Annotated in this window: 18 protein-coding genes; 5 read left to right on the plus strand and 13 right to left on the minus strand. The window is 49.4% G+C overall.

Translation table 11 applies throughout. From position 1 onward, the window contains the following. Window positions 1-9 precede the first annotated feature (9 nt). The 5 genes from proC (at window position 10) to DX130_RS09455 (ending at window position 4,659) form a co-directional block, all read left to right on the plus strand. Window positions 10-882, plus strand: a complete 873-nt coding sequence (gene proC, locus DX130_RS09435) for a pyrroline-5-carboxylate reductase (protein ID WP_240644374.1) — start codon at window positions 10-12, stop codon at window positions 880-882. After that, window positions 879-2,111, plus strand: a complete 1,233-nt coding sequence (locus DX130_RS09440) for a 2,3-diketo-5-methylthiopentyl-1-phosphate enolase (RefSeq protein ID WP_116044661.1) — start codon at window positions 879-881, stop codon at window positions 2,109-2,111. The genes proC and DX130_RS09440 overlap by 4 nt, the downstream gene beginning before the upstream one ends. Beyond that, window positions 2,108-2,791 (plus strand): 2-hydroxy-3-keto-5-methylthiopentenyl-1-phosphate phosphatase, encoded by a 684-nt coding sequence (locus tag DX130_RS09445; RefSeq protein ID WP_116044662.1) that lies wholly within the window; start codon window positions 2,108-2,110, stop codon window positions 2,789-2,791. Before DX130_RS09440 ends, DX130_RS09445 begins: the two co-directional genes overlap by 4 nt. Further along, complete coding sequence (gene mtnB / locus DX130_RS09450; protein WP_116044664.1) at window positions 2,788-3,438, plus strand: methylthioribulose 1-phosphate dehydratase; 651 nt, start codon at window positions 2,788-2,790, stop codon at window positions 3,436-3,438. The genes DX130_RS09445 and mtnB overlap by 4 nt, the downstream gene beginning before the upstream one ends. A 180-nt stretch (window positions 3,439-3,618) precedes the next feature. Beyond that, window positions 3,619-4,659, plus strand: coding sequence for a MerR family transcriptional regulator (locus DX130_RS09455; RefSeq protein ID WP_116044666.1), 1,041 nt, complete (start codon window positions 3,619-3,621; stop codon window positions 4,657-4,659). 101 nt (window positions 4,660-4,760) lie between these two features. Here the strand turns inward: DX130_RS09455 and DX130_RS09460 are convergent, their stop codons facing one another. From DX130_RS09460 to panB, 13 genes are all read right to left on the minus strand, one after another. Next, window positions 4,761-5,444: a DnaD domain protein gene (locus DX130_RS09460; RefSeq protein ID WP_116044668.1), complete on the minus strand. Its 684-nt coding sequence runs from the start codon at window positions 5,442-5,444 to the stop codon at window positions 4,761-4,763. A gap of 64 nt (window positions 5,445-5,508) precedes the next feature. Then, window positions 5,509-6,717: an acetate kinase gene (locus tag DX130_RS09465; RefSeq protein WP_116044669.1), complete on the minus strand. Its 1,209-nt coding sequence runs from the start codon at window positions 6,715-6,717 to the stop codon at window positions 5,509-5,511. After that, the gene (locus tag DX130_RS09470; protein WP_116044671.1) at window positions 6,717-7,586 is read right to left on the minus strand and encodes a 3-hydroxyacyl-CoA dehydrogenase family protein; all 870 of its coding nucleotides are present in this window, start codon (window positions 7,584-7,586) and stop codon (window positions 6,717-6,719) included. The genes DX130_RS09465 and DX130_RS09470 overlap by 1 nt, the downstream gene beginning before the upstream one ends. 116 nt (window positions 7,587-7,702) lie before the next feature. After that, on the minus strand, window positions 7,703-9,196 hold the full coding sequence (locus tag DX130_RS09475) for an AAA family ATPase (RefSeq protein ID WP_116044673.1): 1,494 nt from the start codon (window positions 9,194-9,196) through the stop codon (window positions 7,703-7,705). Further along, a complete protein-coding gene (locus DX130_RS09480; RefSeq protein WP_116044675.1) occupies window positions 9,189-9,728 on the minus strand; it encodes a hypothetical protein in 540 nt (179 codons plus the stop codon). The genes DX130_RS09475 and DX130_RS09480 overlap by 8 nt, the downstream gene beginning before the upstream one ends. 121 nt (window positions 9,729-9,849) lie before the next feature. Next, window positions 9,850-10,356 carry a hypothetical protein gene (locus DX130_RS09485; RefSeq protein ID WP_133297911.1) on the minus strand — a complete coding sequence of 169 codons (507 nt, stop codon included), beginning with the start codon at window positions 10,354-10,356 and terminating at the stop codon, window positions 9,850-9,852. A gap of 32 nt (window positions 10,357-10,388) precedes the next feature. Beyond that, complete coding sequence (locus DX130_RS09490; RefSeq protein WP_116044679.1) at window positions 10,389-11,690, minus strand: amidohydrolase; 1,302 nt, start codon at window positions 11,688-11,690, stop codon at window positions 10,389-10,391. After that, window positions 11,671-12,327, minus strand: coding sequence for a redox-sensing transcriptional repressor Rex (locus DX130_RS09495; protein ID WP_116044681.1), 657 nt, complete (start codon window positions 12,325-12,327; stop codon window positions 11,671-11,673). The genes DX130_RS09490 and DX130_RS09495 overlap by 20 nt, the downstream gene beginning before the upstream one ends. 45 nt (window positions 12,328-12,372) lie before the next feature. Further along, window positions 12,373-15,237: an ATP-dependent DNA helicase DinG gene (dinG, locus tag DX130_RS09500; RefSeq protein ID WP_116044683.1), complete on the minus strand. Its 2,865-nt coding sequence runs from the start codon at window positions 15,235-15,237 to the stop codon at window positions 12,373-12,375. Between the two features lie 16 nt (window positions 15,238-15,253). Next, window positions 15,254-15,982, minus strand: coding sequence for a tetratricopeptide repeat protein (locus DX130_RS09505; RefSeq protein WP_116044685.1), 729 nt, complete (start codon window positions 15,980-15,982; stop codon window positions 15,254-15,256). A 117-nt stretch (window positions 15,983-16,099) separates the two neighbouring features. Beyond that, window positions 16,100-16,483, minus strand: coding sequence for an aspartate 1-decarboxylase (gene panD, locus DX130_RS09510; RefSeq protein WP_116044687.1), 384 nt, complete (start codon window positions 16,481-16,483; stop codon window positions 16,100-16,102). A gap of 1 nt (window position 16,484) precedes the next feature. Beyond that, the gene (panC, locus tag DX130_RS09515) at window positions 16,485-17,363 is read right to left on the minus strand and encodes a pantoate--beta-alanine ligase (protein ID WP_116044689.1); all 879 of its coding nucleotides are present in this window, start codon (window positions 17,361-17,363) and stop codon (window positions 16,485-16,487) included. Then, window positions 17,360-18,262 carry a 3-methyl-2-oxobutanoate hydroxymethyltransferase gene (panB, locus tag DX130_RS09520; RefSeq protein ID WP_116044691.1) on the minus strand — a complete coding sequence of 301 codons (903 nt, stop codon included), beginning with the start codon at window positions 18,260-18,262 and terminating at the stop codon, window positions 17,360-17,362. The genes panC and panB overlap by 4 nt, the downstream gene beginning before the upstream one ends. Window positions 18,263-18,467: the final 205 nt, after the last annotated feature.

Below are 18,467 nucleotides of genomic sequence, written 5' to 3' on the forward strand. Positions count from 1 at the left end.
GAAATGACTATGATGACCGAAAACATGGAGCGTGGCATCACTACGATGCGAATCTGCTTCTACGGCGCAGGTTCCATGGCAGAAGCGATTGCCCGTGGCTTAATTCATAATAAGCTTGTTGAGCCTGGACAAATCTCGATGCTCAATCGCAGCAATGAACAGCGCCTGACAGAGCTTCATGACCGCTATGGCGTTCAAACCGTTCTGCAAGGCACGAACAATGATACGTATTTGAAGGAAGCTGACATTATATTTTTAGCCATGAAGCCGAAGGATGCGGCGGAAGCCATTGCGGCTATCGCCCCCCTTCTCCATTCCAAGCAATTGATTGTATCCGTCATCGCCGGACTTTCGATTGCTTCCATGGAGCGGCTGCTTGGCGAGGAGCAGCCTATCGTCCGAACTATGCCCAATACATCCAGCACAATCGGTCTTGGAGCAACGGGCATCAGCTACTCATCGAAAGTTACGTCTTCTCAGCGCTTGATCAGCGAAGCGATGTTCCAATCCATTGGCATTAACGCGGTTGTCGAAGAATCGCTTCAAGACTCCGTAGTTGGCGTCTCTGGCAGCGGCCCTGCGTATGTATACCTAGTGATGGAAGCGATGTTGACAGCTGCCGAGAAGCTTGGCTTTGATCCGGATACAGCAAAAGAGCTGGTCGTTCAGACTGTGCTCGGCGCTGCCCAGATGGTGAAGCAGACCGGTGAAAGCCCGGAACAATTGCGACGCAAAGTAACGTCGCCGAATGGAACAACACAAGCCGCTATCGAGACGATGACAGAAGCCGGTTTGCCGGAGGCCATTGTGAAAGGCATGCTGCGCTCCTCCGAGCGCGCCGCCGAGATCGGGACTGTTATTGAAAGGAGTATTGCAGAATGAGCCAAGTATGTATTGCGACTTATCGCTCTTATGATGATAGAGCTGATTTTCATAAAAAGGCGCTTTCGATCGCCGTTGGATTAACCGTTGGCAGCTGGACGGAACTGCCGGAAGCCAAAAAAGCAGAAATGGAAAAGCATCTCGGCAAGGTACTTTCCGTTGAGGTGCATGAACCCGCGAATGGAGCTGCCGGAGAGCGCTATGCCGATATTCGGATTGCGTACCCCGATATTAACTTCAGTCAGGATATTCCTGCCCTGCTCGTTACCGTATTTGGGAAGCTGTCTATGGATGGCCGAATCAAGCTGATTGACTTGGACGTGTCCGAAAATTTCGCCTCGGCCTTCCCTGGCCCACGTTTCGGCCTGCAAGGCGTACGTGACTTGCTAGACGTCCATGACCGTCCGCTCTTGATGAGTATCTTCAAATCCGTTGTAGGCCATGATCTTGCCAATCTGCAGGAGCAGTTCTACAAGCAGGCGCTTGGCGGCGTCGATTTGATCAAAGATGATGAGATTCTGTTCGAGAACCCGCTTACTCCGTTGGAGAAACGGGTAGAAATTTGTATGGAAGCCGCTCGAAAGGCACAAGAAGAGACTGGACAGAAGCTGCTTTATGCCGTTAATCTGACCGGTCCTACTTCCCAGCTTGCGGCGAATGCGCGAAAAGCGGTTGCGGCAGGCGCTAACGCCCTATTGTTCAACGTGCTGTCGTACGGGTATGATGTCATGCATGAGCTTAGCAAAGATCCGGAGATCAACGTGCCGATCGCAGCGCATCCAGCGCTTGCAGGCGCATTCTACCCTTCGCCTCATTATGGCATTGGGGCTTCTCTGCTGCTAGGCAAGCTGATGAGACTGGCCGGCGCTGATCTGGTGCTGTTCCCATCCCCGTACGGCTCGGTCGTTATGCCGAAGGAAGAAAATCTGGCAGTGAAGGATGCCTTGCTTAGCCCGCTTCATCAACTGCGTACAAGCTTCCCGGTTCCGTCCGCTGGCATCCACCCTGGTCTGGTTCCGCTTATTCTGAAAGACTTCGGAACCGATGTCGTCGTGAATGCCGGAGGCGGCATCCATGGGCATCCAATGGGCACAGCCGCAGGCGGACATGCGTTCCGCCAAGCGATTCAAGCTGCGCTCAGCGGCACTCCGCTGCTTGAGGCCGCTGCTGCTGAAGGCAACGAGGCGCTGCAAGCCGCAATAACTGCATGGGGGATTAAAGAAGCATGACGCAATCCACAACAACTAAGAAACGCATCATTTTTTGCGATTTCGACGGCACAATTACAGTGAATGACAACATTATTGCGATTATTAAACATTTTAATCCCGAGGGCTGGGAAGATCTGGCCAAGCGTACGATCTCGACGGAGCTATCGATTAAGGAAGGAGTTGGCGCCCTGTTCCGCCTCCTCCCCACTTCTATGCAGGAAGAGGTCGTATCCTTCGGCATCAACAATGTGCGTATTCGGGAAGGCTTTGCCGAATTTCTGGCTTATTGCCGGGAGCATCATATCGACTTTTACGTCACGAGCGGCGGCATCGATTTTTTCGTCTTCCCCGTTCTGGAACCATTCGATATTGCACGTGATCATATTTATTGCAATGGCAGCGACTTCTCGGGCGAGCATATCGAAATCTTATGGCCGCATCCTTGTGACGGGAATTGCAACAATAAATGCGGCATGTGTAAAACAACGATTATGCGGCAATTCCCGGAAGGCGAGTATGAACGGATTATTATCGGGGACAGTGTAACTGACTTTGAAGGCGCCAAATTAGCCGATGTGGTCTACTCCCGCTCCCATCTGACCACCAAGTGCAGAGAGCTTGGCATATCGCATACCGAATTCGATACCTTTCATGACATTATCGCTGCCATGAACGAAGAAAGGAAGTTTTCATCATGAGTTTTGATCAAATCCGTACAGAAGACAAACAGCGTGCATTAGGCGAACTGCGTGAAGTGAAGGAGCTATTCGCGTCGAGAGGCTGGTTTCCTGGCACTAGCGGCAACTTGTCCGTTCGTGTAGGCGACTATTCGCCCCAACAATTCCAATTCGCCATTACGGCAAGCGGCAAGGACAAGACCGTCCATACGCCTGAGGATTATTTGTTTGTAGACCAAACGGGCAAGGCATGTGAAGCAACATCGCTAAAGCCGTCGGCAGAAACGCTGATTCATTGCGAGATTTATCGATTGACCGGCGCCGGCGCTATCTTCCATATCCATTCCGTGTTCAATAACGTCATCTCCGAGCAATTCTGGGACCGGAAGTCTGTTCCAGTTGATGGCGTCGAGCTGATCAAAGGATTCAACATCTGGGAAGAAGAGAAGCATATCGATATTCCGATTGTGTCGAACTTCGCCCATATCCCTTCCATCGTGCCTGAAATAACGGAGCGTATCGACCGCGAAATTCCAGGCATCTTGCTTCGCAAGCATGGCATTTACGCTTGGGGCGCCAATGCTTTCGAAGCCAAGCGTCACCTCGAAGCATTTGAATTTATTTTCGAATACGTCTATCGCTTGGAGCTGTTGAAGCGCGGCGTATAAGCATTGAGGTTAAACGCCGTTCAACTAGTTGAAAAAGCTGCCCTAGGGGGTTCAACAATCCCTTTTGGCAGCTTTTTTTCGTAGAATATGAATCTATGTGTTGCGCTTGACTTTGCCGCTGCGTCAACGTTCATAATGAAGAGATGATCATGTTCGGTGTACAGGAGGAATTCACTAGTTATGAAAGTGCACGAAGCAGCCACCATGGTAGGCGTTACCCCCAGAACCCTTCGTTTCTATGAGGAAAAGAAACTTGTGACCCCTCACAAAACGAATGATAATGGCTACCGCAGCTACTCGGAGGACGATATTATGCGTTTACGCTGGATCGTTTCCTTGCGCGAGCTGGGAATGTCCATAGCCCAAATTGCAGAGACTCTGCCGCTTATCGATCAGCCGGAACGTCTTATTCGCAAAGTCGACCAAGCACGGGTCAGACTCCATGAGGAGTTGACCAGCGCGCTGGATGCGCTCCGGGCCTTCGATGAGACCATTGCCGGTTGGCAGCACGAAGGTTCGCCCATTCTAGAAGATGCCGAACGTGCGGCTGCTCGTATTCGACATAATCGAGCGCTGCGCACCTCCTGGAGCGACGAGTGGAATTATGATGGGCTTGCTTTGCAATACGGCTATGAAGCCCCTCTCATCGCGCTGGCTGGCGTAATCGGACAGCAGCAGTATCAGCAAGCGATTCGACGCACGATGGAGTGGCTCGATCCTGCTGCACATGAGACAGGCTTGGAGGTAGGTGCTGGCGGCGGCAATTTGACAGCCTTGCTATGCGCTACTGGTGCCAAGATGTCCGCCGTGGAACAGTCGAGCGAAATGCTAGCCTTATTGAGAGAGCGTCTGCCCCAGGTGGATGCGAGGCAAGGCAATCTGCTTTCTCTGCCTCTTACGCAATTATTTGATTTTGTCGCATGCAGCTTCACCCTTCAACATCTTGGAACCTCTGCTCAACTGCTCGCGCTGGGCGAGATGGATCGTTCCCTCAAGTCTGGCGGACGGCTTGTCATAACCGGCATGATGAATGATGCGTATAATCATGAATGCACCTCTTCTGATCTGCAAGCTCGGCAAGAAGCGGATGCTATGCGGATGGCCGGACTGGTTCCTTCTATGTTGCCAGAGCTCATCCCATGGTTCCAGCAACGCGGCTACTCCATTGTTACGGAACAGTTGGGAACCCATGTGTCCATCCTGTATGCAGCAAAACCATAGCTTCCTGAAATCCTGCAGGTTACTCTTTAGCATATAAATAGCCTTCGCTGCCAATTGGCGGCGAAGGCTATCATTCATTTCCTCTAATGGTAGACAAGCGCTTATGCCCTGCCTCCGTGAAACTTACCCGCATGCGCTCTGGCTTCATCCGCATTCGTAATTCGATTGCGGCTCCATTCAATCAGGATGCGGTCAATATACTTCAAACTAATTTTCCCTGCGAATACAGCTTCCTTCAAAGCGAACAGGACAATTTCCTCGGAATAACGGTCCTTGTCCAGCCAGCTGACAATCGTCTCGCATTCCATGGGCGACAGCAGCCTGCCAAATTCCTGCTCGAAGACTGAAAATAAACTGGATGCAGGAGCGCTCTTCTCCATAGCAATGGGTTGCTTGTCCGTTTTTTTGGATTGACGCTTCGATTTCGCTCGCCATTCGGATGCTTTCATGAGCCAGCCGCTCCAGTTGTAGCGTTCGCTGTGCAAGCCTGTCACATCGTCGATGTAATCGTCAATGGAGAGAAATTCGTCCTTCATTAAACGGCCCAGCATCACGCCAATTTGGCGGACATTTACACCCATTCTCTCTGCCAATTCTTCCGGCGTGGGGAAGTCATTCCGCTCAGCTTGTCCATAAAGCATAATTTGCAGCAACAGCATCGCCTCCGAGTCGGAGAGCCCTACTCTGCTGTAGCTTTGAAGGAGGAGGCTGGGGATATGGACGCCCCCTTCGCCAATTGCGGCGGCAATGCCATGCGTATAGGCTTTCCATAGTTCGTCGTTCATGCCCAGCCTCTCCTCTCAAGCAATCGTGTTGTAAAGGAAACAGATTTACGACGATTAATGGTTGTTAATTCTGTAGCTCTTTTACAATCGTATTTGTATCGCGTGCAATAAGCAGCTCCTCGTTTGTTGGAACGACAAGTACCTTGATTCGCGAATTAGGCGTAGATATTTCTCTTGCTTCCTTGCTTCTAATGCGATTTTTTTCTTTATCCAGCTCAATGCCCAGGAACGTAATGCCTTCGCATACCGCCTCGCGTACATCCGGCGAATTCTCGCCGACGCCCGCTGTGAAGACAAGAACGTCAATGCCGTTCATGGCCGCAGCGTAGGCGCCAATATACTTGCGTAATCTATACGTGTACATATCGAAAGCCAGCTTTGCGTTTTTGTCGCCTTCATGCATCGCTTCCGTTACTTCGCGCATATCGCTGCTTATTCCGGAGATAGCCAGCATGCCGCTATGTTTGTTCAACATGGAATTGGCTTCATTAAGCGTAAGCTCTTCTTTATTCATAACGAATGGCACAATCGCTGGGTCAATGTCACCGCTGCGTGTGCCCATCATCAATCCTTCAAGCGGCGTCATGCCCATGCTCGTATCGAATGACTTCCCGTCGAGAATGGCCGCGCAGCTTGCTCCGTTGCCAATATGGCAGGTTACCATCTTCAGCGACTGAAGCGGTTTGTTCAAGTAACGAGCCGCCTTATCGCTCACATATGCATGGGAAGTACCATGGAATCCGTATCTGCGAATCTTGTGCCTGCGATACAGAACAGTAGGAACCGGATACAGATACGAAGTGTTAGGCATCGTCTGATGGAACGCCGTATCGAACACGACCACTTGCGGCACTTCAGGCATAACAGCTTCAACAGCTGTAATCCCCATCATATGGGCAGGATTATGCAGAGGCGCAAGATCAAACAGACGGCGAATTTCCAGCTTCACTTCCTGTGTTACAAGAACAGAACCCTTGAACACTTCGCCCCCGTGCACGATGCGATGACCCACTGCGTCAATCTCCGACATCGAGCCGATAACGCCATACTCCTTGTGCGTAATCATATCAATAACACGTTTGACAGCCGTTACATGATCCAGAATCTCGCTTACATCGCGTACTTCCGGCTTATCTGCCGGCTCATGCGTAACAATGGACGAATCCATGCCAATGCGCTCTACGCGTCCGCTTGCCAGGACATTTTCATTCAACATCTCGTATAGCTGGTATTTCAGCGAGGAGCTGCCAGCATTAATCACCAATACTTTCATCAGATTCGATCCCCATCCTTATCGTATTGGAAGAAGCCGACGCCTGTCTTGGCTCCAAGATGTCTGGCACGCACCATCTTTTTAAGAACGATGGATGGACGGTATTTCAATTCTCCATATTCGCGGAACATGCGCTCAAGCGCTGCCAGAACAGAATCTAGACCGAAACGATCTGCCATCTCGAACGGGCCATGCTGGAAGGAATAGCCGACACGCATCGCATTATCGATATCTTCTGCCGATGCTACACCTTCCTCCAGTACATGCAATGCCTCGTTGATGAACAGACAGATCAAGCGAGACGTCACAAAGCCTGGAGACTCAAATACCATGATGCCTTGCATCTGAAGAACTTCTTCTGCAAAATGCTTCGTGCGGGCGAACGTATCATCAGACGTCTTTAAGCCCAGGACGATTTCAACCAGATCGATTTTAGATACAGGGTATATAAAATGAAGGCCGATGACGCGATTCGGCACCTTGGTTACGCTGGCAAGCTCTGTCAAGCTGAGCGTCGACGTATTGCTGGCCAGAATCGCATTCTCTCCGCAGATCGCGTCGAGCTTTTTGAATACTTCTTTTTTGGCATCCAAATCTTCCGATATCGTCTCAATGACAAGCTCGCAGCATGCAAGCTCGTCGTAGGATGATGCCGATTGTATTCTGGATAGGATAAGCTTCTTCTCCGCTCCTGTTAGAGCCCATTTCTCGATTTGCTTATCCAAGCTGATTTCAATCATGTGCAACCCGTATGCGAGTCGTTCTTTTGTTTGCTCGATCACGATAACGTCAAGTCCTTTTGCGGCCAACATCTCCGCAATACCCTGGCCCATCGTGCCCAAGCCGATAACTCCAACCTTTTTAATCATTGATGCAATTGCTCCCTCTTGATAGTTTCCCCTTTATTATAACGTAATTCGACCAAAAAAGAAGGCAGACACAAAGTCCGCCTTAAAATTGTAATATTGTAGACAATTTTATCAATTTAAGCTGCAGTTGTTTTGGCCAGCAAGGCTCTAAAGCCGTCGCCGTCCAACGATTCCTCTTTAAGCAGTGTTGCAAGCGAGTCCGTAAACACTTGTCGATGCTCTTCAAGCTGCCGTCTCGTTTTCTCCATCAGCTCATCCAAGATGCTCTTCGTCACATCAGCCCATTTGTCAGGCGTCATCATGGAAGCGTCGATAATGCCAAGCGACGTCAAGCCCGACTCGACCAGTGTCTTCACAATACTGACAGCCTGATCGAAATCACCGCGCGAGCCCGTGCTGCGTTCCCCGTAAAACATCTCTTCAGCAGCAGCGCCTCCAAGCGTAATCATAATTTGACCGTGAAGAAATGGTGTCGTATACAAGTATTGGTCCTTCTGAGGTTGGTGACGCACATAACCAAGCGCACCGCCGCGCGGGGATAGCGCTACTTGCGATACGCTTCCCGGACGGACAATCTCCGCCATAATGGCATGTCCAAGCTCATGCAGCGCAACTCGCTCGCGTTCTTCCTGCGACGTCTCCCGATCTGTCTTCTCTCCTAGCATTACCTTGTCGATCGCCATCGTGAGATGACGCTCTCCAATCGTCGCATGATCTTCGCGCATGGCGTAGATCGCCGCTTCGTTCATAACCGCTTCCAGTTGAGCGCCAGAGAAGCTGTACGTTTGCTCGGCTATGCTCTCCATATTAATGTCGTCCTCCAGCGGCTTGTTGCCCGCATGAATGTTCAGAATATGAAGCCTGCCCTTCTTGTCCGGCAGTTCTACGCCGATATGACGGTCGAATCTGCCCGGGCGAAGCAACGCGCTGTCGAGCATTTCTTTCCGGTTGGTTGCGGCAATCATCAGAATGCGCGGCGATTCATTGGCATGAATGCCGTCCATCTCTGTCAATAGCTGATTCAGCGTCTGGTCATATTCACGCTGCTGTCCCCCATCACGCTTGCCGCCAATAACTTCGATCTCATCAATAAAAATAACTGCGCTGCTTTTTCCATCTTTTTTCGCCTTTGTGCGTGCTTCCTTGAAGAGATCGCGGATGCGACCTGCACCCACACCTACGTACATTTCAACAAACTCACTGCCCGAAGCAGCCAAATAGACGGAATCGGTATATTGAGCCGCTGCTTTGGCAAGCAGGGTCTTGCCCGTCCCAGGCGGTCCCGCCATGAGTATGCCTTTCAGAGGTCTGATGCCCAGCTTCGCAATCTGTTCTTTTTTGACCAGAAAGTCAAGCGCCTCAATAAGCTCACTTTTTGCACGTTCCTGTCCGCCAATATCCTCAAAGGTAAACGACGGAGACTTTACTTCGCTTCTTGACTTGCCATTCGATAGTGCGGTCAGCTTGCCGCGGCCTCTTGCCATAAAAAACAGAGCAACTCCGACAGCCGCCAACATTAAAAAAGGCAATACGTTAACGCCTAGAAATAACAAAAACAAAAAGAGTACCGGTATGAATCCTACAGCCAGCTCCAATCCGTATTTACGCATTTGGCCACACCCCCATATGATTAGGCGTTCTAGGCAATACGATATATTTGGCACCCTCTCCGTTTCTCAAAGTCACATATACGTTGGACTCATCCATCTCGGTTACGGTAACAACATCCTTATGCTCGGAAGCGACACGCTCCATTGTTTTCGGAATATCGGAATAGGACTTGGTTTCCATCGCTTCGGCAATGTCGAATAATGCTGTTTGCCAAATGCTGTTCAATAACGCATCTTCCTCATTTTGAATGGCGATATCCAGATTGCGTTTGCCGGCAATAGCTTTGCCCTGCTTTGTTACAGATGCATAAACATCTTTCAGACTGGCCTCATCTGACAGCTCGACCGATAAGCGTACTTTATCTTGCTCAATAACAGGTTTCTCGGCTTTTACGATACCGGGTACTTGCGTAACAGCATCTGTCAACGGTGAAGCTACCGCAACTTGCTTGTACAGCATCCATCCGCCAAATAGTGCTGCAGCGGATATCACAACGGTTATAGCGATCGGCATCATACGAAGCTTTCTCATACCAATATCCCTCCAGTACTTTTGTTTATATGAATACATCACTTATCTATCACATTTGCTATACGTTAGTATATCACATAAATATATACGATGTGTCCTGTAAAAACAGGAAACGGGACCATCATGGTCCCGTTTTTGTCGGTAATGTATAAGTTTCAATTAAGGTCGCTTGCAGATTAAAGCTGTAGAATTGATATTTGTATCGTTCCTTATTGCCTTCCGGCTCCTTATAATACACTTCCCACACCGGCTGTTCACGGAATAAGCCGGGTGTTACACGAATCATGGATGCACCAGAATGCTCGTTTAACCATTTTGTTCTAAATTGATCTTCAGACAAGACCTCATCAGCTTTAATACGATGCAGTAAAGCTCCCTCATCATTCAAAAAGACGTAAAGCTCCGACTCTTCTTCCGTCGAACCCTGAGCAATCCATGTTGTAGCTTCCCAGACATGTTTGTACAGCTTCTCCAGAACAGCTATTTCCCCAGTAGCCATGACAGCGTCTCGCATGGCGGCTTCCTCGGACCACTTCGGCGTTTGCACCTCGCGGAAGTAAAAGCCAAACCATACTCCAAAAGCAATGATACAAGCGATAATCCCAAACAACCATCGCTTTGGCGTCATGAACGGCGGCCTTTTCCTTTCCACCGCTCTCATTAGCCGTTCAGTAACCGCTCGAAGCTTGCGGCTGCCTCATACCGGATTTTCTCTTCATCCAGAAGTGTACAGACACCGCTGCGTACAACCTGACGGCCATCGACCCATACATGCTTCACATCGCGGCCCGTCCCGGCATAGACCAGGTGAGAAACGATATCCGTTAGCGGATAGAAGTGCGGCTGATCCAGATCAATCGCAATAAAGTCTGCCTTGTAGCCGACTTTAAGCTTGCCGATGGAATCCCCCTGCCAGATCGCATCTGCTCCATAGGTAGTGCCAAGCTTAAGCGCCTCCCATGCAGGAATAGCTGTTGGATCACCCGATACACCTTTATGCAACAGAGCAGAATAACGAATTTCTTCGAACAAGTCCAAATTATTGTTGCTCGCTACGCTGTCTGTACCCAGAGATACTTTCACACCGGCCTTCATCATATCCGAAAGCCTTGCAATTCCGGAGGCAAGCTTCAAATTGCTTACCGGATTGTGTGAGACGGACACGCCTTTACTCGCAAGCAATGCAATCTCGTCGTCTGTCAGATGAACGGCATGTGCAACGAGGGATGGACGCGAGAAGAAACCTAAGCGATCCAAATGCTCAACTGGCCTTACGCCGTAGTCCCGTACATTCTGCTCCACTTCAGCAAGCGTCTCGGACATATGAGTATGGAGAGGCAGATCAAGCTCATGAGCCGCTTCTACAAATTTCTCAATGTATGAAGGAGGACATGTATACGGCGCATGCGGGGAAAGCATTGTCGTTATTCTTCCGTCGGCTTTGCCGTTCCATTCCTTGGCGAATGAAATCGCATCCTGCAGCTTAGCTCTCTGCTCTTCTTCAGAACATAAGCCAATGACACCGCGGGTTAAAATCCCTCTAATCCCCCCCTGCTCCGTCATCGTCGCCACTTGCTCCATTCGATCATACATATCGACAAATGCGGTCGTACCTGTACGCAGCATCTCGACGATAGCTAACGCGCTTCCGGCTTTCGTATCCGCATCTACATATTTGGCTTCCATCGGCCACATCTTCTGCTCCAGCCATACTTGCAGGTTCTGATCGTCAGAGTAACCTCTAAGCAGAGTCATCGCCGCATGACCGTGTGTATTTACCAATCCCGGCATAAAAGCAAGCCTGCTGCCGTCCAGTCTCTGGACATCAGGAGACAAGTCCGTTGGAGCTTCGGGTCCAACATATGTAATCAGGCCATCCGTCACAACCATATGTCCTTTTACTGTTTTTGCCGCGTCGTCCATCGTGACGAACAGGCCGTTCTCAATCCACAGCTGAGTCATCGCTTACGTCTCCTTCATGATTCAAATAATAAGCCAAGCTTAACAATTCCCTGGTGAAATCCGCATTATGGATACGTACTTCATCCGGCACGCGAAGGATAGCGGGAGCAAAATTCAATATTCCTTCTACACCTACGGTTATAAATTGATTCGCAACGTTCTGTGCTTCATGAGCCGGAACGGTAATGATGCCGATTCGAATCTTCTGTTCGGCAACAACCTTCTCCAGCTCACTCATCGGCTGTACGACCAGATTGTTGATATCTGTGCCGATCTTCTCAGGATGAACATCAAATACGGCCGTGATCTGCATGTTATCCTTGGAGTATTTATTATAATTGCATAATGCTCGTCCGAGATTGCCGGCGCCAACCAGCGCAACTTTGATCGTCTGATTTAATTTTAGAATCTGCCTGATCTTCTCAATCAAATACAGGACATCATAGCCTATGCCTTTACGGCCGAACTCGCCGAAGTAAGCCAAATCTTTGCGGATTTGAGCGGGATTCAGATCCAGCTTCACGCCCAGTTCCTGCGATGATACGGTCTGTATTTCCCTAATATGCAGTTCATTCAGCACTTGTAGATAAATCGGAAGTCGTCTGACGACCGCCTCGGATATTTTTGCAGACTTCATGGGTACCAACTCCTTCTAATCGGGGTTGTATGCGTGAAAACTTGATCAGCCTTCTGCCCTGTTCTGGGACAGCCATTCCTGCATGCGGGGAACCATCTGATTCGTATGCATGGTCTCGATCTTCGGTCCCGGCAATGAGTACAGGAAGTGCTTTCCATAATAAGTATCGATGATTCTTGTATCATAGATGATGACGATTCCTTTGTCATGCGCAGTTCGAACCAATCGGCCAAATCCTTGCTTAAAACGAATGACTGCTTGAGGAATGGACAACTTCATGAACGGATTTTGCTTCTGCCGCTGCAGAAGCTCCGACTTGGCTTCCACAAGCGGATGATTGGGAGGCTGGAACGGCAATCGGACAATCGCCAGACAGACAAGCCCTTCTCCTGGAATGTCCACCCCTTCCCAGAAGCTGCTCGTACCCAGCAATACAGACTCCGGCTGTTGAAGGAATCTGCGTGTCAGCTTTGTCCGATTGCTGCTGTCAATGCCTTGGCCCAACGTTTGAATTCCAGCTGCGTCAAGCCTCTGCTTCAGAGGATCATACACTTGCTTGAGCATTTTGTAGGACGTGAACAAAACGAGCATTCTGCCCTTTGTCTCTACGGCCGTATCAGCCAGCGATCCGACTAGCTTGTCCATATACGCTTCGTCTACCGAAGCCCCCTTCAACACCGGGAAATCCCTTGGAATGACGACTAGCGCCTGCTCTCTATAATTGAACGGAGACGGCAGCAATACGGTTTTCAGTTTTCCTTGTTTCTCATAACCTTCAAGACCGAGCTGCTCCTCCGCATATTGAAAGTTTTTTTGTACCGTCAAGGTTGCCGAAGTCATCACAATACTGTCCTTCGCATCAAAGAAATATTTTTGCAATTGACTGCTGACATCGACTGGCGCAGCGTAAAGCTGCATAGAACGTTGACGATAGGCTGTACTGGCTTCCAGCCAATAGACATACTGCTTATCTTCCAGCTTCGTAAACAATCTCAGCTCGTCTTTTACGCGGCTTAGATCGCGAAGCGCTCCGTTAAGATCGGTCAACGATGCTTGAATAGACAAGTCATCAACGCGATCCTTCACATCATTCATCATCTTCTCCGCTGTCTTGATTACCCTGGTCAGCTCAACATGAACATTGTTTTCAACGGCAATTACTTCATCCCAGCCTGTCGGCAGCTTGCCCGTACTAAGACGTTTCACTAAAGAGCCATTATCGCTAACGCTGTCTGATTCTGTGGATGCAAAGGCGTAAAACATTTCGAACAGCTTATCCCAATGCTCCTTCACTTCCTGGAAGATCGGAATGATCGTATCGATCGTCTCCGTCCAGGCCTGCACATGATCGTCGCCTTCCTGTTGAAGCCGGAGGCGAAGGGAAGGCAACAGACCTGATCGATTGTCGCGATACAAGCGAATCATCGCTTGCACGAGTGTGAAATAATGAACGTTCATGCCCAAATGCTTGCCGGCTACCTCTTCCACATGGTGAGCTTCATCAATAACAAGATGATTGTATGTAGGAAGCAGTCGGTGATCCGCCTGAACATCCGTAAACAACATGGAATGGTTCGTGATACATACATCTGCCAAATTTGATTCGTGCTTGGCGCGATGGTAATAGCAGCGTTTGAACCAAGGACATGCCCGATTCAGGCAAGAATCCGCATCGCTGGCTACAGTTGACCAAAAGTCGGCGCCGCGGCTGCCGAAATTCAGCTCCTCTTGATCACCGGTTTCCGTCTCGCCAAGCCAAACCACCATTTGTGCAGCCGTAATAGGATCTTCGATCGGAGCCACCATGTCTTGCGCGTTCAGCTTGCCCTCGAACTTGCGCAGACATAAATAATTGCCTCTGCCTTTGAATATGGAAGCCTTGAACGGAAAAGGAAGCACTTCTCCAAGCAAAGGCAAATCACGTTGACGGAGCTGCTCCTGCAAGTTGATTGTATGAGTGCTCACGACAATTTTGCTTTTGCTTTGAATGCTGTAATAAAGCGCCGGTATGAGATAACCAAGCGACTTTCCTGTGCCTGTACCCGCTTCGATCAGAAGATGTCTGCCCTGCGTAAGCGCTTCATACACTTCGCGGAACATCATCACTTGTGACTCGCGCTCTTCATACCGCTCGAACTTGTCCTGGAAACGAGATCTGACTTGCTCCAAATAATCATCAAAAGTAATGTTGTCAAGGACCCCTTCGCCAGCGGGATCATCTCCCCTTGGCGCCTTCTCCTCGCTCCATTCCTTCGCTTTCAATGCGAATTGACGATAAAAGTCGTAGTCACCCATATCGAAAACGGTATTTTGCTCGATTCTTTTTTCGTTTTGCTTGAGAAACCAATGCAAATCCTTGCTTTCATCAATTAACGCAGAGAGCCGCTGCGCGGTAAGCAGCGGCATGGAGCGCAATTTATTGACCATCTCGATGAAAATAAGGGCAGTCGCCATCGCATCGCTGTCAGCTTGGTGATGCTGATGATTGTCGATGCCGAATTGCTCGGCGACTGCGCCAAGCTGATAAGTCGTAATACTTGGATAAAAGATGCGCAACAGTTCAATCGTATCCAGCCTTCTGCCAGTGAAGGGCATATAGCCGCAACGATCAAGCGCATTGTTCAGAAATCCGGCATCGAATCCCACATTATGAGCAACGAGTACCGCATCATCCAATAGTGGAATAAGCTCCAGCAACACTTCGTTAAGCTCTGGAGCGTCTTTCACCATTTCTTCCGTTATGCCAGTCAGTCCCGTAATAAAAGCTGGAATCGGGATTCTCGGCTTTACAAACGCGCTATAGGTTTTGACGATGTCAAGCTCGTCGGAGACAATGACAAGGCCAACCTGCAGGATATCGTCTTCCGCGCTATGTCCAGTCGTCTCCAAATCCAGTACAGCATAATTCATTGATTCCCCGATCCTCTCACAAACAGCACAGCTCCGTGCTACCGAAATATAACGATAATTGTCCCGGCGTTTCCTGACAGGACTTTAAATTATTTAATGAGTCCGTAAAGCTTGGATACACTTCATAGGCCTTGAGAAACAGCTTCTCCGCCTGGGCAATATTCATGTGCACTGCGTGAATGCACCCAAGGGCATTATAGCCTAAAGCGAGCCACTTCGGAAAGTCCGACAGCACAATTAATAATTGAAATTGCCGCTGCGCCTCCTGCCAATTTTGCATATGCATCTGGCTCATGCCTAGAAAAAGCCTGGCTAAATTGCATTCCGGAGCAATCGATATCGCGTCTTGAAATAATCCTGCAGCATGCGAAAACATAAATAATTTATAATAGCCTTGGCCTCTGTTAATAATCAAGGCTGCTTCTTCGGGAATCGTGAGATCCGACATGTTGCAGGTCGATGACTCCACAGCCGAATAAACGGGTATTGGTCCCTCGATTGATTCCGATTCCTCTTCTAAAACAGTCTGAGCGATTGGGACTGACTGCCCTTCACCGAAGCTGTCATGAAAATCAGATACTTTTTCCTCAAAAATCAACCATTGCTCGATAAAGCTGTCGCTCATCTGTTTCAATTCGGTGATTTGCTTAAGGAACGCCATTTGCTCCTGATCGCTTGCTTGTGGATACTGCTTCGTGATCCCGTCAAGCAATTCGTTCATGGAACTGAACATATGCTGAAACATGCCGCATCCCGCCTTCGCTTAGAGTAAGGAGTGATACGCTCATTTTTTGTTTACAGCACTCTTTTCATACGGCGTACCAGTCGTTACATAAGTGAGGGATGTTGCGTTATCCAGCCATTAGATAATGGTGGCATGCAATTCCTCAGTCAAAACCTTGAGCGGCTTGTTCTCATCGTCAAGAATGGTAATAACCGGCTTATACGATTTGGCTTCTTCGCTTGTCATCATGCCATAAGAGATAATAATGACTTTATCCCCAGGCTGAACAAGTCTGGCTGCCGCACCGTTCAAACAGATCACACCTGAACCCCTGGCTCCAGTGATGACATACGTTTCGAATCTTGCTCCATTGTTATTGTTCACGATCTGCACTTTTTCATTTTCCAGCAAATCCGCCGCATCCATCAAATCTTCGTCGATTGTAATGCTGCCGACGTAATTCAAATTCGCTTCCGTTACGGTAGCGCGGTGCAGCTTGGATTTCATCATGGTTCTAAACATGTTAAACCCCTCCACTCGGATGGTACAGGCTATTATCAATCAAACGAGTCGTTCCAAATTTAACAGCCATCGCCAGCAGTACCGGCGCATCCAGCTTATACGTAAGTTCTTCTTCCTCCAGCGGCTCAAGCGAAGGATACCGAAGCAGTTCCACATAATCGATAATCGCATCCGGCGCCGATTCGATCCGCTCCTTCACTCGGGACTGGAGCAAGCCTGCCGTCATCGTATCCTCTTGAATCCAAATACGGGCCTGATCAAGCGATTGGGACAAGACCACAGCTTGCGCCCGATGTTCAGCGGACAAAAAAACATTGCGCGAGCTAAGCGCAAGACCGTCCGGCTCTCGTACTATCGCGCATGGCACAATGATGGTATCGAAATTCAAATCATGAACGATTTGCTCAATAACGGCAACTTGCTGCGCATCCTTCATTCCGAAGTAAGCGCGGTCCGGTTTCACCAGATGGAATAATTTGCTGACAACAAGACCGACTCCGTCAAAGTGTCCTGGTCTTGAAGCACCGCACAATCGATCTGTCAATCCGCCCACGATGACGCTGGTTTTGGAAGGCGTTGGATACATCTCATGTACCGTCGGTAAGAATACCACATCCATACCGCATTCATCGGCAAGCTTCAGATCGCGCTCTTCATCACGAGGGTAACGATCCAGATCTTCGTTTGGTCCGAACTGGGTCGGATTAACAAAGATGCTCAGTACGGAGACATCATTGTGCGCCTTCGCTTCCCGCATTAGGCTTGCATGTCCCTCATGAAGATACCCCATCGTCGGCACGTAGCCGATCGAACGCTTCCCGCCTTCGGATAATGCATATAAGTGCTCTTTCAACTCTACAATTGTGCGGCATACGATCATGCGAGCGGTACTTCCTTTCGCTGTCTCTCTTCTGCGTTCTTCCGCTGCTCTCCAGCGGTTCCTCCATACAGCGAAGTCGGTGAAGCGGAGCTTGGCTGGAACACATGCTCTTCAGCAGGAAACTGACGCGTTTTCACTTCATCTACAAAAGATTCCACTGCACTGCGTATAGTCGAGCCGATATCGGCGTATGTTTTCACGAATTTCTTCTCAAAGTATGGGGAGGAATACTGCAGAATGTCATGATAGACAAGAACCTGTCCATCACATCCTCTGCCCGCTCCTATGCCAATCGTCGGAATAGTAAGCGCCTCGCTGATCGCAGCCGCTACAGGCTCCGTCACGAGCTCCAGAACGATGCTGAACGCTCCTGCCTTCTCTAGTGCAAGCGCATCTTCCATCAGCTTCTGAGCATCCTTCTCCGTCTTCCCTTGCACCTTATAACCGCCAAGCTGATGCACGGATTGCGGCGTAAGTCCCAGATGGCCCATTACAGGAATGCCGGCTTGAACCAGCGCTTCCACATCGGATGCAATTTCCGCGCCCCCTTCAAGCTTCAGAGCCTGCGCTCCGCCTTGCTGCATGATCTTTGCAGCGTTAAGCAGTGTAGTTTCCCTGCTGGCTCCATAGGACAAAAACGGCATATCCGCAACGATAAATGTATTCGTCGCAGCTCTTGCAACCGATCTTGAATGATACACAATATCGTCAACTGTCACTGGTATCGTCGTCTCGTAACCCAATACGACATTTCCGAGCGAATCTCCTACCAAAATGACATCAATTCCCGCTTCTTCTGCAAGCTTTGCGGACGGATAATCGTAAGCCGTCAGCACGGAAATCGCATTGCGCCCCTGCTTCATTTTCAGCAGGTTGTGGATCGTCAGTCGTTTCCTCATCGCTTTCATCTCCTTTTGCACTTATGTGCTATTTTAAACACAAAAAAACCTTTTAGCCGATTGCTAAAAAGGTTCCGAACATAAAAAGGAAACGGTTGCTTGTTGTGCTTCCTTCTGTCTCGGTCCCTACGGCTCAGAGCAGAGTGTGCAACACCAATCATTGACACGGTTCAATCTGCGAGTTTACCAGTGCAGCTTCCTTGGA

It is taken from the genome of Paenibacillus paeoniae (assembly GCF_003388735.1).
Classification (GTDB): domain Bacteria; phylum Bacillota; class Bacilli; order Paenibacillales; family Paenibacillaceae; genus Pristimantibacillus; species Pristimantibacillus paeoniae.